The following is a 14,402-nucleotide window of genomic DNA, read 5'->3' as shown; positions in this document are numbered from 1 at the left end:
GTGCTGCTGACGGTCCGCTCTACGCGGGCAGCCTTTCCGGCCGGTGCTGTTGTCGTTGCCAAAACAAGTCCAATCCCTCTCGGACGCGCGCGACGTCCTCGGCAGTTCCCATGAGTTCGAAGCGATACAGGTACGGAACCCCTGCTTTGCGCGAGATGACCTCTCCCGCATAGCAGTACGTATCACCGAAGTTGGTGTTGCCGGCCGCTATCACGCCGCGCAGCAGGGCGCGGTTGTGGGGATCGTTGAGGAATTTGGCCACCTGACGGGGGACGAATTCCTTCTCGGATCGGGTCCCTCCCAAAACATGCCGACCACCCCCGTAGGTGGGGACGATCAGCACGTAGGGTTCTTCGACGCGAAGCGAGTCGGCAGTATGAAGCGGTATGCGAACGGCGGGGATACCCAGCCGTTCGACGAAGCGGTGCGTGTTCTCCGAAGCGCTGGAGAAGTAGACGAGATTGCTTGCCTGGGTAGACATCTCGGCCATCTCCCTCCTTTCGGGCTCGGACAACCTGCTGGAGCGGCCGGAGCCGCTCCGGTGTCGCTAGGCGACGGCGACGGACTCGGCGAGGGCCTTGATGCGGTCCGGGCGGAAGCCGGACCAGTGGTCCTCACCGGCGACGACGACGGGGGCTTGCAGGTAGCCCAGGGCCATGACGTAATCGCGGGCTTCGGGGCTCTCGGAGATGTCGATGACCTCGTAGGCGACACCGGCCTTGTCGAGCGCGCGGTAGGTGGCATTGCACTGAACACAAGCGGGCTTGGTGTAAACGGTGATGGTCATTGGTATCCCCTTCTCCTGGCCTTCGATCCGTATGCAGTGCACGACTGAAAACAAGATCCACGTAGTTCCTGCGCAAACCCCTGGAAGTGAGACCGAAGCCCCTGGTCGCGGAGACCGGAACCGTGATTTCTCCGGTTCATCTCTCGCGGCGTTCCAGCTCCCAAGACACTACACCTAGTGGCCGACAGAATCTTCCAACACGACATGTTGCGACTCACAAAGGTGAAATTCTGGTGCCGTAAGTACCTGGACACTCGATTCGCAACTCGACACGACTGAGGCGCAGATCACAATTTGGGCTTTCAGCACATTTCCAGCAAACACACCGTTCCCGCTGATCAACTGGCATCACAGCAGTCACAGCAGCACCGGCCGAACAGGGGGTTCGGGGCGGCTCCCGGCGGTGCCCCGAATTCCTGGGGCACCGAACCGCCTCGGCGTGTCGCGATCCCCCCGCGGGGCGCGGGCGACCCGCTAGGAGAGCGTGAAGCTGGACCCGTCGACGGGGCCGGGATACAGCATCCGGTTGGTGGCGGCGATGCCGTAGACCTGAGCGTCGTAGGCGGACAGCGGCTTTCCGTCGACCTCGATCTCGGTGAAGGTCACCGGCGTGAACCCCGGCAGCGCCGCGTCGAGGTGCCCTTCGATGACGATCTCCGCGGTGCGCGCCGGTGCGTCCGACACCTGGGTGGCCACCTTGCGCCAGTTCCGGGTGCGGTTCTCCAGCGCCATCGTGTAGACGTGCCCGTCCCAATCGACCGAGGCGTGCATGACATCGCCGGCGTTCACGGTCACGTCCTCGTAGGTGACCGGTGGATCCGGATACCCCTCCCACCACGCGTCGCTCCCCTGATCCGGCACGCAGGCCGCGCCCAGCGCTCCGGTCGCGCAGATGCCGTCGGCGATGCCGCCGAGCATGTTCGACAGGTCATCCCCCGCGCCCATGACCTGATTCGCCAGCCACGGGCTGGTGTAGACGAGCCCGGCCGCCACGTTCTCCAGCTGCAATCCGGGCGTGGTCGCGTACACGGCGGCGTCGCTGATGCATCCGGTCTCCGCGCCGGTCTGCATGAGCGGCAGCGCCACCCGGTTGTCCGGGCCGTTCGCGCCGTTCAAACCCACCCACGGCACCACGCGCTGGAACACACCGGGATTGGTGCAAGCGACGGCGGGCTGCACCCAGGTGGCGCTGACCGAGCGGAAGTCGCCCTTTATCACGTATCCGGCCCAGTTGCCCAGGTGCACAAGGACGTTCGATTCCGCGGCAGCCTCGGCGGCGGTCACCGTGGTGGCCGCCAGGGCCAGCAGTCCGGCCGCGCAATACCGCCCCCAGGCATGTTTGCCAGCAAGTTGCTTCATGCGCTGAAGTTAGCTCATCACACCCCGGAAAAGCGCGAGGCCACGGCTGTAAAGCCGTGGCCTCGTACTGGATTCAGCGAGTAATCAATGTGGTTGCCAGTTGATCGCTCCTATATACGGGGCGGCACCCGCACCGTCAGGCGTTCACCTTCGCGGTGGCGTCGGCCAGCAGCCGCACGGTCGCGGCCAGCTGGGTCAGCGCCTCGGCATCGTCGGCCGGGTGCGCCTCGGCGAAGCGCTGCCCGATCGTGCCGAAGTTCAGCGACGCGTCCTTCACGACCTCCGCGCCCGCCACGCCCAGCGCCTTCACCGCGTCGTCGTGCGACCACTTGGCGGCGTTCGGCGAAATGGACGCGCTGACCACCGCGACCGGCTTACCCTTCAGCGCGCCCGCGCCGTACGGCCGGGAAGCCCAGTCGATGGCGTTCTTGAGCACGGCCGGCAGGGTGCCGTTGTATTCGGGGGTCACCAGCAGCAAACCGCCGGCGGCCGCCACCTGCGCGCGCAACGCCTGCGCCGCGGCGGGCACCTTGCCTTCGGCGTCGAGATCTTCGTTGTAGAAAGGAATATCGGCGAGGCCCTCGTAGATGGCGACCTCGACGCCCTCCGGGGCGGTCTGCACGGCGGCCTCGGCCAACCGGCGGTTGATCGAAGCGGCGCGAAGGCTGCCGACCAGAACGAGAAGGCGGGTCTGCGACATGGTGATCACTCCTGGGAATTTCTGATCCAGTGGCTAACTTGCATGAGACACTAACCGGACTACAGTCCGCTTCCATTCCCGGGTTTGGAGAACCTGCACTGTGAACCGCGACACGCCCCGCGACCCGCCCCCGCCGGCCGAACCGCCGGCCTGGGGCTCGAGCCTGTCCATCGAACCCGTGGGACTGCCGCTCGAACCCATCCCGGGCCAGCTGCCGCCGCCGCATTCGGTGCCGCTGCTCAATCCCGGCGGCACCCACGAACGCAGCGACGCCGCCCGCAACCGGCAACTGCTGCTGGACGCCGCCGAGACGCTGGTGCGGGAACAGGGCGCGGCGGCGGTGACCATGGACGCGGTCGCCAAACGTGCGGGCGTCGGCAAGGGCACGGTCTTCCGCCGTTTCGGCAATCGCGCCGGATTGATGCTGGCACTGCTCGACCAATCCGATCAGAAGCTCCAGGCCGCCTACATGTTCGGGCCGCCCCCGCTCGGGCCCGGCGCACCCCCGGCCGACCGCCTGATCGCCTTCGGCCGCGCCCGGCTGGCCGCCGTCGAGGTGGAGGGCGACGTGCGCAAGGCCGCCGATCTGGCGCGGCACTCCAGCGCGCCGTACAACATCGCCAAAACCCATGTGGCACTGCTGCTCCGGCAGGCCGGGACCGCATGCGATCCGCGCCTGCTGGCCGACACCCTGCTGGCCACCCTGGACGCCGCGCTGGTGCTGCATCAGATCCGAGCGCTCGGCTACACCCTGGAACAGATCGGCGACCACTGGGAGACCCTCGTCCGCACGGTCACCGCGCCGGCCGCCCCGTTAGAGTGACGGCATGGGGAACCTGCGCGCACAGATCATCGCCGAGTTGGGCGTCTCGCCGACCATCGAACCGAAACTCGAAGTGCGGCGGCGCATCGACTTCCTCAAGGACTACCTGCGCGCCACGCCCGCAAAGGGTTTCGTGCTCGGCATCAGCGGCGGCCAGGACTCCACCCTGACCGGCCGCCTGTGCCAGCTGGCCGCCGAGGAGCTGCGCACCGAAGGCCACGACGTCACCTTCGTCGCGGTCCGCCTCCCCTACGGCGTCCAAGCCGACGAGGAAGACGCCCAGATCGCCCTGCGCTTCATCCAGCCCGACAAATCCATCACGGTGAACGTCAAGCCCAGCGCCGACGCCGGCGCCGACGAAGCCGCCGAGGCGATCCGCGAAATCATCGGCGACACACCACGACTGCGCGACTTCGTCCGCGGCAACATCAAAGCCCGCGAGCGAATGGTCTTGCAGTACGCGATAGCCGGCCAGCTGAACATGCTCGTCGTCGGCACCGACCACGCCGCCGAAGCGATCACCGGCTTCTTCACCAAGTACGGCGACGGCGGCGTCGACCTCACCCCCCTCACCGGCCTCAGCAAACGCCAGGGCGCCGCCCTGCTCCAGGAACTCGGCGCACCCCCCAGCGTCTGGCAGAAGGTCCCCACCGCCGACCTCGAAGACGACCGCCCCGCCCTCCCCGACGAAGAAGCCCTGGGCCTGAAGTACGCCCAGATCGACGACTACCTGGAAGGCCAGGACGTCACCCCCGAAGTAGCGGAGCGCCTGGAAACCATCTACCGCAACACCCGCCACAAGCGCACCGTCCCGGTCACCCCGCTCGATACCTGGTGGCGCTGAAGCTATCTCGGCGGCGTACCGGTACCGCCCAGCACGGTCGAGTTGCAGGTCAGCCGCGGGACCGCCGCGCCTTCGGCGAGGGAATGCAGGGCGGTGAGGACGATCGCTGTACCGAAGAGCAAGGCGAGCAGTAGCCGCTTCATGCGCTACCTCCGGGAGGCGGGATGTACCGGACAGTCGGTGTATCCCCGGGTGCGGCGATAGCGTTACCGCATAGTTGCGAAAAGGGTGCTAGCCGCCGGCGAAGGGCGGGAGGACGTCGACGCGGGGGGTGAGGGCGGCGGTGGCGTCTCGGGTGAGTTCGTCGCCGATGAGGTAGGCGCAGACCTTGAGCATGGGGTCGAGGGTGGGGCCGTAGGTGGCGGCGAGGGTGGTGCGGAGGTCGCCGACGGTGGCGCCGGCGGGGAGGTCCAGGTGTTCGCTGGATTTGCCTACCGCGTCGGCTATGGCGGCGAAATAGCGGACCTCAACCACCGATGGCTCCCATCGTTCGTTCGGGGGGGACGAAGCCGGCGGCGTCGATGCCGTGGCCGGCCCATTTCTGCCACATGGCACCTCGCCACAGGGTAGCGATGTCGGCGTCGGAGGCGTTGGCGCGCAATGCCGCTCGGACGTCGTATTCCTGATCGCTGAAGAGGCAGGAGCGGATGCGGCCGTCGGCGGTGAGGCGGGTGCGGTCGCAGTCGCCGCAGAATTTGCGGGTTACCGAGGCGATGATGCCGACCGTTGCCGGGCCGCCGTCGACCTGCCAGCGTTCGGCGGGGGCCGAGGGGTCCTCGCGGCCGACCTCGGTGAGTTCGAAGCGTTCGCCCAGGACGTTCAGGAGTTCGGCGGCGGTGATCATGTTGGCGCGCGCCCACTCGTGGTCGGCGTCGAGGGGCATCTCCTCGATGAAGCGCAGCTCGCAACCCTCGTCGAGACACCATTGCAGCAGGTCGGCGGCGCCGCCGAGGGTTTCACGCATGAGGACGGCGTTGACCTTGATGGGGGTCAGGCCGGCCTGCCGTGCGGCGCGGATGCCGGACAGCACCGAGTCCAGGCGGTCGCGGCGGGTCAATTTGGCGAAGCCGTCGCGATCGACGGTGTCGAGGGAGATATTGATGCGGCTGAGACCGGCCTCGACCAGTTTGCGGGCGCGATGCTCGAGGCCGACGCCATTGCTGGTCATGGACAACGGGATATCGGGGAGTTCGGCCCGGCAGCCGGCGATGATCTGTTCCAGATCGCGGCGCATGAGCGGCTCACCGCCGGTGAAGCGCACCTCCTGCACCCCGAGTTCGCGCACGGCCAGCACGACCAGGCGGATCAGCTCGGCGGTGCTGAGCAGTTCGTCGGCGGGGATGGCGGGCAGGCCCTCCTCGGGCATGCAGTAGGTGCAGCGCAGGGAGCACTTCTCGGTGATGGAGACCCGCAGATCCCTGGCCACCCGGCCGAAACGGTCCACCAGGAACGGGGTATCGGGGCGGCCGTCCAAGGATGGCTGCCCGGTTCGAACTGCGGGCATGCCCATCGCGACCACGGTCATCCGACCATTATTGCCCCATGCGCAAGCCCCCGCGCCACCGAACTGCCGAGGTTTCCTCCCGTGCTCGCGCGTATAGGCTCACCGGCATGAGTTCCCGGCACGCCGTGGCCCCGGCCCGTTCCGTCGATGACCACCGGCGCGAGATCGAGGATCTACTGCGGCCGCTGGCGCGGCGTGAACCCGAATCCGTGCCGATGGCGGCGGCGCTCGGGCGGCGGCTGGCCGCGGAGGTGTACTCCCCCCTGGATCTGCCGGTATTCCGGAACTCGGCCATGGATGGCTATGCGGTGCGGGCGGATTCGCTGTCGGTGGTGCCGGTGACCTTGCGGCTGGCCGGGGTGGTGGCGGCCGGGAATCCGGGCGAGACGCCGCTCCCCGACGGCGCGGCCCTGAAGGTGATGACCGGCGCGCCCATCCCGCCCGGTGCGGACTGCGTGGTGCCGGTCGAGCACACGCTGTCCGACGGGGCGACCGTCACCATCGAGAAGAGCCGCACCGCAGGCGATTTCGTCCGTGAGGCCGGGACCGATGTGCGCACCGGACAGTCCCTGGCCGCGGCGGGCACCCTGCTGCGGCCCCGGCACATCGCCGCGCTGGCTGCGGTCGGCCTCGCCGAGTTGCCGGTCGCGCCCCGCGTCCGAGCGGCCGTGCTGACCACCGGTGATGAATTGATGCCCGCCGGAACGCGGTTGCTGCCCGGACAGATCTACAACTCGAACGGCCTCGCGCTGGCGGCCGCGCTCGCCGACAACGGGGTCGAGGTGGTGTCGGTCACGCACGCCACCGACGACCCGGCCGAATTCCGGCAGCGGTTACACGAAGCCACCGCGGCCGCCGACGTGGTCTTCACCTCCGGTGGCGTCTCACAGGGCGACTTCGAGGTGGTCAAGGAGGTGCTGGGGCCGCTCGGCGGACGCTTCGGCGCGGTCGCCATGCAACCGGGCGGTCCGCAGGGGCTGAGCGTGGTCGACGGCATCCCGGTACTCAGCTTCCCGGGTAATCCGGTCAGCACCATGGTGTCGTTCGAGGTGTTCGCCCGCCCGATCCTGCGCGAGCTCGCCGGACTACCCGAGGTGGCGAATGCCGAACTGCCGCTGCGGGATACGGTGCGATCGCCCGCCGGTAAGCGCCAGTTCCTGCGGGGCCGGGCCGCCGACGGCGGAGTGGAGATCACCTCCGGCCAGGGCTCGCATCTCATCGCGTCCATGGCGCAGGCCGAGGTCCTGATCGAGATCCCGGCCGAGGCGACCGACGTAGCGGCCGGAACCGTGGTGCGGGTGCGCTGGTTGTGAAATCCCGGCGCTGACTCGGCCGGCCCGACCGCGCCCGAGTGCGGGACGCGGCGCCGGGTCGCTTGGCCGAATCTCCGAGCATCGGCGGTCCGGCGGCCGCGGCTTTTCGTGCAATCCGGGTATGAGGTGGGCCGAGCGCGCATGGCAGGCTGAGGGTATGAGTGAGTTGTCGCATGTCGATGCCGAAGGGCGCGCTCGCATGGTCGATGTGAGCGCCAAGGCGGATACGGCCCGGGTCGCGGTGGCGGCCGGGGAGCTGCGCACCACGGCCGAGGTGGTGCGGTTGGTGCGGGCCGACGACATGCCCAAGGCGGATGTGCTGAGTACGGCGCGGCTGGCCGGGATCAACGGTGCGAAGAAGACTTCGGAGTTGATTCCGCTCTGCCATCAGCTGGCGTTGTCGTCGGTGAGTGTGTCGTTCGGGTTCACCGAGGACAGCATCACCATCGAGGCGTCGGCGAAGACCAAGGGGCCGACCGGGGTCGAGATGGAGGCGCTGACGGCCGTCGCGGTCGCCGGGCTCACGCTGCACGACATGGTCAAGGCGGTGGATCCGGCGGCGACCCTGAACGGGGTGCGGCTGCTCACCAAGGACGGCGGCAAGCACGGGCATTGGGTGCGACCGGAGACGGAAAACGCTGCGCACCGGTCGCATTCGGACGCAGCGACCGCCGGCGGGCATGGGCAGCATGCGAAGCCGGTGGAAGTGAGGGCTCCGATCGGCAGCGGACGTGAGGCCGTGGTGCTGGTCGCCTCGACCGGTACGGCCGCCGGGACACGTGAGGACACCACCGGCCCGGTGCTGGTGAAATGGCTCGAAGCGCTGGGATTCTCGGTACGCGGACCGCTGGTCTACGCGGATTCCGATATCGCGTACGGACTTTCGGAGTCCCTGGCCAGCGAACCGGCACTGGTGATCAGCACCGGCGGCACCGGCGCCTCCCCCACCGACGCCACCCCCGAAGCCACCCTGGCCCTCCTGGACCGCGAACTGCCCGGCATCGCCGACGCCATCCGGCAGCGCGGTACCGCGAAATTCCCGCTGGCCGCGCTCAGCCGCGGGGTCGCCGGATTGGCGGGGCGTACCGTGATCGTGAATCTGCCCGGATCGCCGGGTGGCGTGAAGGACGGGATCAGCGTGCTGGAGCCGATGCTCGGGCATCTGCTGGACCAGGTGGCCGGAGGAGGCAGCCATGAGTGACGGCGGTGATCTGCTGGCGCGGATCAGCGACCAGCCGCTCGACCCGGACGAGGTCGAGAAGGCGGTCACCGGGCCGCAGCACGGTGCGGTCGTGGTGTTCACCGGGAAGGTGCGCGATCACGATGGGGGGCAGGCGGTTTCGGCGCTCGAATACTCGGCGCATCCGCAGGCCGACGTGTTCCTGCGGCGGGTATGCGAAGAGGTGGCGAGCGAGTCCGGGCTGCCGGTGGCGGCGATTCACCGGATCGGCCCGCTGACCATCGGAGACAACGCGATCGTGGTGGCGGTCGCCGCACCCCATCGCGCCGAAGCCTTCACCGTCTGCGCGAATCTCGTGGACCGCATCAAACACGAAGTGCCCATCTGGAAGCGGCAGCTCTTCGCAGATGGGCTCTCGGAGTGGGTCAACGCCTGCGGGTAATCCCCACCGCCCGGGGCGGCTCTCGGGGGTGCGCCCCGAATCACCTCGAACGCCGCGTCAGGCCGTGACGGGATCCTGACCCTCCGGTGCGACCGGATCCCGGACTTCCGGGGTGGCCGGGGATTGCGTTGCCGCGCGGGCGATTTCACCGAGCTTGGTGTGATTGAACAGCAGGTTCAGGGCGAAGGCCGTGGCGGCCGCCAGGGAGATGCCGCTGTTGAGCAGGATCTGGGCGGATGACGGGAACTTGTCGAACATGCCCTTGGTGAGCACCGGCACCAGGCCCACGCCGATCGATACCGCGATGATGCTCAGGTTCACGCGGTCGGACAGGTCGGCTTTGCGGAGGGTGTCCACGCCGATCACGGCGATGGTCGCGAACAACACCAGGCCCACGCCGCCGACAACGGGTTTCGGGACCGCCGCCACGATCGCGCCGAAGCGCGGGACGATGCCCAGCACCACCAGGATCGCGCCGCTGACCGCGGTGACGTAGCGGCTGAAGACGCGGGTCTGGGCGACCGCGCCGACGTTCTGGTTGAAGACGGTGTCGATGAACGAGTTGAAGACGCCGGCCAGCACCGCCGACAGGCCGTCACCGACCAGACCGCGCGCGATATCGGCGCGCTCCAGCTTCTTTCCGGTGATCTCGCCGATCGCCAGCATGCTCGCGGTGGATTCGGCGAAGACCACCGCCATCACGATGCTCATGGCCACCACGGCCGCGATCGGGAACTGCGGTGCGCCGAAGTGGAAGGGATGCGGCGCGCCCAGCCAGGCCGCCTTCGACACGCCGTCTAGCTTGATCAGGCCCATCGGGATCGAGATGAGCACGCCCGCGACGAGGGCGATGAGAATCCCCAGCTGCGACCAGACGCCGCGGCCGAGCACGGTGAACACCAGCGCGATCACCAGAACCGCTGCCGCCAGGGCGATATGCGACGGGGAACCGAAGGTCGCGGCCTTCGGGTCGCTGCCGACGATCAGCCCGCCCGCCACGCCGATCAGCGAAATGCCGACCACGGTCAGTACGGTGCCGGAGACCAGCGGCGGAAAGAATCGCACGATGCTCGCGAACGGCCAGGCCAGCGCGATGCCGATGACACCGCCGACCAGCATGGAGCCGTAGACGGCCTGGAGTCCGTACTCCTTGGCGATCAGGATCATCGGACTCATGGCCACGAAGGTCGCACCGGTGATCAAGGGCAGTCTGGCACCGGCGAACCGGCCCAGCCCGAGGCTCTGCACCACGGTGATGATGCCCGCGACCAGCAGGTCAGCGCTGATCAACAGCCCGACGGTGGATTTGTCGAGCCCGGCGGCGGCGCCGAACACCAAGGGAACGGTGACACATCCGGTGTACATGATCAGGACGTGCTGAATGCCGAACACCAGCAGGCGCTGCCAGGGCAGCCGGGCGTCGACGGGATGGGGCGTGGTCATGGGGGCTCCTTGCGGCGCGTGAATACATGGTCAGGCTAGGCAGCGGCGACTGGCCGGAGGTTTGTCGAATATGACCGATCGCGTGTCGCGAACCGCCCGGCGTTTTGGCAGTCGAACCAACGGCTTCGACCGGTTCGATGGGTAAGAGTGGGGCGAGATGTTCTGTGACCACGGGAGGCGAACGTGACCGAGATGTCCGGCAAGATCGTGCTCGGCCCGAACCAGTACGGTAAGGCCGAGAACCGGGTGGTGCGGGTGTACCGCGACACCGAGCGGCACGAGATCCGCGATCTGAACGTATCGTCCTGTCTGCGTGGATCTTTCGAGGCCGCGCATACGGTGGGCGATCAGGGGTCGGTGCTGCCGACGGATTCGCAGAAGCAGACCATCTTCACCTATGCCAAGACGCACGGTGACGGGAGCATCGAGGAGTACGGGCTCGCCCTGGCCCGGCATTTCGTCGACGATGTCGAGCCGGTGGATTCGGCGCGCATCGAGCTGGAGGAGTTCGCCTGGCAGCGGGTGCCGGTCGACGGGACCGGGCACGACCACACCTGGACGCGTACCGGTCCCGAGGTACGGATCGCCGCGATCACGGTGCGGGGCAAGGGATCCGCGCAGCGCGAGTGGGTGATCGGCGGCGTCAAGGATCTGGTGATCCTGAAGTCCACCGGCTCCGAATTCGCCGGCTTCCTCACCGACCCCTTCACCGTCCTGCAACCCGCCTACGACCGCATTCTTGCCACCAGCCTCACCGCGCACTGGCGTTTCGCCGCCCCGCCCGCCGATTGGGACGCCGCCTACTCCGGCATCCGCGCCCTGATGATCGAGAAGTTCGCCACCCAGCACTCGAAAGCCTTGCAGCAGACGCTCTTCGAGATGGGCCGGGTCGCCTTGGAGGCCTACCCCTGCCTGGCCGAGGTCCGGCTCTCCGCCCCCAACAAACACCACTGGAGCTTCGACCTGTCCCGCTTCGACGTCGAGAACAACGGCGAGGTCTTCTACGCCGACGACCGCCCCTACGGCTTGATCCAGGCCACCGTGCAGCGCGAGGACGCCCCCGACGCCGGAATCGCCTGGGAGCCTTACACCGGAGCCGTCTGAGCGCCGAGCGTGCGCATCGCCAGATAAAGATCCAGCCGGTCGTCGAGCCGTCCCAGATCCCGCCCGGTCAGCTCCTCGACCCGCCCCATCCGATACCGAACCGTATTGAGATGCAGATGCATTCGCTCCGCCGCCAGCCGCCACGACCCTTCGCACCCGAGAAACACCTCCAACGTCTCCAGCAACCCACCCCCGTGCCGCCGGTCGTACTCCACCACCGGCCCCAGCACCCGCTCGGCGAACCGCCGCTGCAACCCACCGGGCACCGCCGTGAAAAGCCCCACCGCCGAATCGATATCGGCCACCAGCACACTCACCGCTCCGTCATCGTCCCGCGCGGCGGCGGCAGCGGCCGTCGACGCCGCGATCGCACCGTCCAGCGTTTCCGACGCCCCGCGCGCACTCACCCCGATCGCGATCCGAGTCTCGTTGAAGGCGTCCGCGATCCGGCCCAATCGCCGACGCAGCGCGGCGGCCGTCGATCCCCCCAGTTCACGGTCGTCCGCAGAGCCCGCATCCTCCGCGACCACCACGACCAGCCGGCCGGCGGGATCCACCGAGCTCTCGGCTCGTGGAAATATGTCATGCAGCATCGACCGCATTGCCACCAGTTCCGCTGCGGCCCAATCGCTATCGCCCGGCATCGCCCCTCGACCCGCCGCACCGAACTCGGCCGCGCTCTCGATCGGCTCATCCCCCGCCGAGCGACCGGGGGAACGCGGGGTCGGCGAACCGCCCGCGGTCCGGCTATCGGGGACGAGCCGGCCGACCCTGCGTGCGAGTCCTGCGGCGGTCTGCCCATCTGCGGCACAACCGGTGACGACGAGCGAAGCGGGATCACTGGAGGCGCATCCTCCCGCCTGTTGTGCGGCCGCCGGATATGAACCGGTGCGGGCGACGACCACGGCGGAACCGCGAGACGTACCGGAGTGCAGCTCGCAGACGATCGCGACTTGACGGCCGCCGGGTGGCTCCGACGGTGGGGCCGGGAAGCGGTCGGCGAGTTCCCAATCCAGGTGCAGGCGGTCGGTGTGGCGCTGGCGGTAGAGCTCGGCGACGGCGGCGAGGTCGGGGCCGAAGGGTTCGGGGTCCGGGGCGGCGGGGCGCAGGACCAGGTACCAGGCGGTGCGGCGATCGCCGGCGCCGACTTGGAAGACGCGCAGCGCGCCGCTGGTCACCGCGGGCAGGCGCGGCGCGGTGACGGCGGTGACGACTATGCGGTCCAGGTCCGCGTCGGAGAGTGGGGCGGTACCCGCGATGACGGTGCCGGTGGCGGTCACCAGCCAGGCCGAAATGTCCTGTTCGGCAGCGATATCCACGAGGATCTCGGCGATATCCCGGCCGGCGGCGACGGCGGCGAGCATGCGGCGTTGCCGGTCGGCGGTGGACTGCATACGCCGCCAGCGGGATTCGGCGGCCTGGTCGGCGAGATGCTCGATGATGCGGCTGAAGGGCATGCTCTGGGGCGCGGACAGCAAGGGCAGGCCGTGCTTTTCGCAGGCGGCCGTCACGTCGTCGGGCACCCGGCCGTGTAATGCCTGTCCTGCCACCACACCCGCGACACCGGCGCTCGCGAGCAGGGCGATGTAGCGGTCCGAATCGGCGGCCACCTGGCGCCACACCAGACCGGTGCAGACCAGCGCGCCGGGCGTCACGAAGGGGCGGGGATCGGGCATATCGGTCGCGCAGACGCGGGCGACCGGGCGGTCCAATTCGGCCGCTTCGCCACGCAGCAGGTGCATGCGCAATTGCGGCGCGTTCAGAATGTCCCGCACCCGCACGGCGCACCTCCAGCTCGTTCCATTGCCGGTCACGGTAGGACGCGGGCGTTTCCGCCGGGTTTCATCCATGCTGCGGCGAGCGCACACGGCAGTCGGCGGGGTGCGGAACACGGTCGGCGGGCATCGGTAACCTGGTGCGCGTGAGTCGGCGCATTCCTGTTCTGGTCGTGGCCGGATTCCTCGGTGCCGGGAAGACGACCCTGCTCAATCGGTTGTTGCGGAGCCGGCAGGCGCGGATCGGGGTCGTGGTGAACGACTTCGGGGCGGTGAATATCGACGCGATGCTGGTGGCGGGGCAGGTCGATGCCATGGTGTCGCTGGGCAACGGGTGCGTGTGCTGCGCGGTGGATGTGAGCGAGCTGGACGAGTTGTTCGACAAGCTGGCGCATCCGAAGCAGAAGATCGATGTGATCGTGGTGGAGGCGAGCGGGCTCGCGGAGCCGCGCAATCTGATTCGGATGATCGCGCAGAGCGACAATCCGCGGATCCGGTACGGCGGGTTGATCGAGGTCGTGGACGCGGAGCATTTCCCGGAGAGCCGGGTACTGCATCCGGAGCTCGCCTCGCATCTGCGGATGGCGGATCTGGTGGTGTTGAACAAGGCCGACCGGGTCGAGGCCGATGCCTTGGCGGCGTTGCGGGACGAGATCGGCGGACTGGTCGGGCAGGTGCCGGTGTACGCGACCAGTCACGGGCGCATCGATCCCGGGCTGCTGTTCGATATTCCCGAGGTGGAGAAGCCCGACGACGGGGATCAGCTCAGCTTCGACGATCTACTGTTCGGGGCCGCCGAGGCGGACGAGCACGAGCATCACGACGGGTGCGAGTGCGACCATCGGCATCTGCACGACGGATACGACACCGTCTCCTTCACCAGCGCCGCCGATCTGAATCCGCGCGCGCTCATCGCCTACCTGGAGGATCCGCCGCCGGGGCTGTTCCGCGCCAAGGGCGTGCTGGCCTTCGCCGTGCCCACCGATCCGCGAAAGTTCGTGCTGCACATGGTCGGCCGGCATCTCACCATCGAGCCGATGCCGTGGGCGCGCAACGAGCCGCGCGCCAGCAGCCTGGTGCTGATCGGTGCGGGACTGGACACCGAGACCGTCACCGCGGACCTGGCGG

The 14,402-nt window shown here is 68.5% G+C and carries 15 protein-coding genes and 1 pseudogene; 7 read left to right on the top strand and 9 right to left on the bottom strand.

Annotated features, from left to right (window positions below; translation table 11 throughout):
• Window positions 1-19: 19 nt before the first annotated feature.
• The 4 genes from nrdI to NI1_RS28515 form a co-directional block, all read right to left on the bottom strand.
• Complete coding sequence (gene nrdI, locus NI1_RS28530) at window positions 20-490, bottom strand: class Ib ribonucleoside-diphosphate reductase assembly flavoprotein NrdI (RefSeq protein ID WP_067826671.1); 471 nt, start codon at window positions 488-490, stop codon at window positions 20-22.
• Window positions 491-547: 57 nt separating this feature from the next.
• Entirely contained in the window at window positions 548-787 is a 240-nt protein-coding gene (locus tag NI1_RS28525) for a redoxin NrdH (RefSeq protein WP_067826669.1), read from the bottom strand.
• Between the two features lie 474 nt (window positions 788-1,261).
• Window positions 1,262-2,146 carry a G1 family glutamic endopeptidase gene (locus tag NI1_RS28520; RefSeq protein ID WP_067826667.1) on the bottom strand — a complete coding sequence of 295 codons (885 nt, stop codon included), beginning with the start codon at window positions 2,144-2,146 and terminating at the stop codon, window positions 1,262-1,264.
• A 136-nt stretch (window positions 2,147-2,282) separates the two neighbouring features.
• Window positions 2,283-2,846: an NAD(P)H-dependent oxidoreductase gene (locus tag NI1_RS28515; protein WP_067827689.1), complete on the bottom strand. Its 564-nt coding sequence runs from the start codon at window positions 2,844-2,846 to the stop codon at window positions 2,283-2,285.
• A gap of 199 nt (window positions 2,847-3,045) precedes the next feature.
• On the opposite strand from NI1_RS28515, the gene NI1_RS28510 reads away from it, so the two are divergent.
• Complete coding sequence (locus NI1_RS28510; RefSeq protein ID WP_439957321.1) at window positions 3,046-3,669, top strand: TetR/AcrR family transcriptional regulator; 624 nt, start codon at window positions 3,046-3,048, stop codon at window positions 3,667-3,669.
• A 4-nt stretch (window positions 3,670-3,673) separates the two neighbouring features.
• Window positions 3,674-4,513, top strand: coding sequence for an NAD(+) synthase (gene nadE / locus NI1_RS28505; RefSeq protein WP_067826664.1), 840 nt, complete (start codon window positions 3,674-3,676; stop codon window positions 4,511-4,513).
• Window positions 4,514-4,515: 2 nt separating this feature from the next.
• Here nadE and NI1_RS38210 read toward each other — a convergent pair whose 3' ends face one another.
• The 3 genes from NI1_RS38210 to moaA form a co-directional block, all read right to left on the bottom strand.
• A complete protein-coding gene (locus NI1_RS38210) occupies window positions 4,516-4,656 on the bottom strand; it encodes a hypothetical protein (RefSeq protein ID WP_157535384.1) in 141 nt (46 codons plus the stop codon).
• A gap of 88 nt (window positions 4,657-4,744) precedes the next feature.
• A complete protein-coding gene (locus tag NI1_RS28500) occupies window positions 4,745-4,987 on the bottom strand; it encodes a MoaD/ThiS family protein (RefSeq protein WP_067826662.1) in 243 nt (80 codons plus the stop codon).
• Window positions 4,980-6,038 carry a GTP 3',8-cyclase MoaA gene (gene moaA / locus NI1_RS28495; RefSeq protein ID WP_067826660.1) on the bottom strand — a complete coding sequence of 353 codons (1,059 nt, stop codon included), beginning with the start codon at window positions 6,036-6,038 and terminating at the stop codon, window positions 4,980-4,982. The genes NI1_RS28500 and moaA overlap by 8 nt, the downstream gene beginning before the upstream one ends.
• An 86-nt stretch (window positions 6,039-6,124) precedes the next feature.
• On the opposite strand from moaA, the gene NI1_RS28490 reads away from it, so the two are divergent.
• The 3 genes from NI1_RS28490 (at window position 6,125) to NI1_RS28480 (ending at window position 8,952) form a co-directional block, all read left to right on the top strand.
• Complete coding sequence (locus tag NI1_RS28490; RefSeq protein WP_067826658.1) at window positions 6,125-7,330, top strand: molybdopterin molybdotransferase MoeA; 1,206 nt, start codon at window positions 6,125-6,127, stop codon at window positions 7,328-7,330.
• Window positions 7,331-7,487: 157 nt separating this feature from the next.
• Window positions 7,488-8,531, top strand: a complete 1,044-nt coding sequence (gene moaCB, locus NI1_RS28485; protein WP_067827684.1) for a bifunctional molybdenum cofactor biosynthesis protein MoaC/MoaB — start codon at window positions 7,488-7,490, stop codon at window positions 8,529-8,531.
• Window positions 8,524-8,952, top strand: a complete 429-nt coding sequence (locus NI1_RS28480) for a molybdenum cofactor biosynthesis protein MoaE (RefSeq protein ID WP_067826655.1) — start codon at window positions 8,524-8,526, stop codon at window positions 8,950-8,952. Before moaCB ends, NI1_RS28480 begins: the two co-directional genes overlap by 8 nt.
• Before the next feature lie 57 nt (window positions 8,953-9,009).
• Here NI1_RS28480 and NI1_RS28475 read toward each other — a convergent pair whose 3' ends face one another.
• Window positions 9,010-10,395 carry a uracil-xanthine permease family protein gene (locus NI1_RS28475; protein ID WP_067826652.1) on the bottom strand — a complete coding sequence of 462 codons (1,386 nt, stop codon included), beginning with the start codon at window positions 10,393-10,395 and terminating at the stop codon, window positions 9,010-9,012.
• Between the two features lie 192 nt (window positions 10,396-10,587).
• Between NI1_RS28475 and pucL the strand changes: the two genes are divergently transcribed.
• Window positions 10,588-11,499 carry a factor-independent urate hydroxylase gene (gene pucL, locus NI1_RS28470; RefSeq protein WP_157535414.1) on the top strand — a complete coding sequence of 304 codons (912 nt, stop codon included), beginning with the start codon at window positions 10,588-10,590 and terminating at the stop codon, window positions 11,497-11,499.
• On the opposite strand, the gene NI1_RS28465 is transcribed toward pucL, so the two are convergent.
• The gene (locus tag NI1_RS28465) at window positions 11,481-13,274 is read right to left on the bottom strand and encodes a PucR family transcriptional regulator (protein ID WP_169815647.1); all 1,794 of its coding nucleotides are present in this window, start codon (window positions 13,272-13,274) and stop codon (window positions 11,481-11,483) included. The two genes, pucL and NI1_RS28465, sit on opposite strands and share 19 nt — an antisense overlap.
• Before the next feature lie 140 nt (window positions 13,275-13,414).
• Here NI1_RS28465 and NI1_RS28460 point away from each other — a divergent pair.
• A pseudogene (locus NI1_RS28460) lies at window positions 13,415-14,344 on the top strand (CobW family GTP-binding protein); the annotation flags it as partial.
• Between the last annotated feature and the right edge of the window lie 58 nt (window positions 14,345-14,402).

The sequence above is a fragment of the Nocardia inohanensis NBRC 100128 genome, assembly GCF_001612945.1.
GTDB classification, from domain to species: Bacteria; Actinomycetota; Actinomycetes; order Mycobacteriales; family Mycobacteriaceae; genus Nocardia; species Nocardia inohanensis.
The sequence above is the reverse complement of the archived record's forward strand: the minus strand, read 5'-3'. Positions and strand labels throughout refer to the sequence as shown.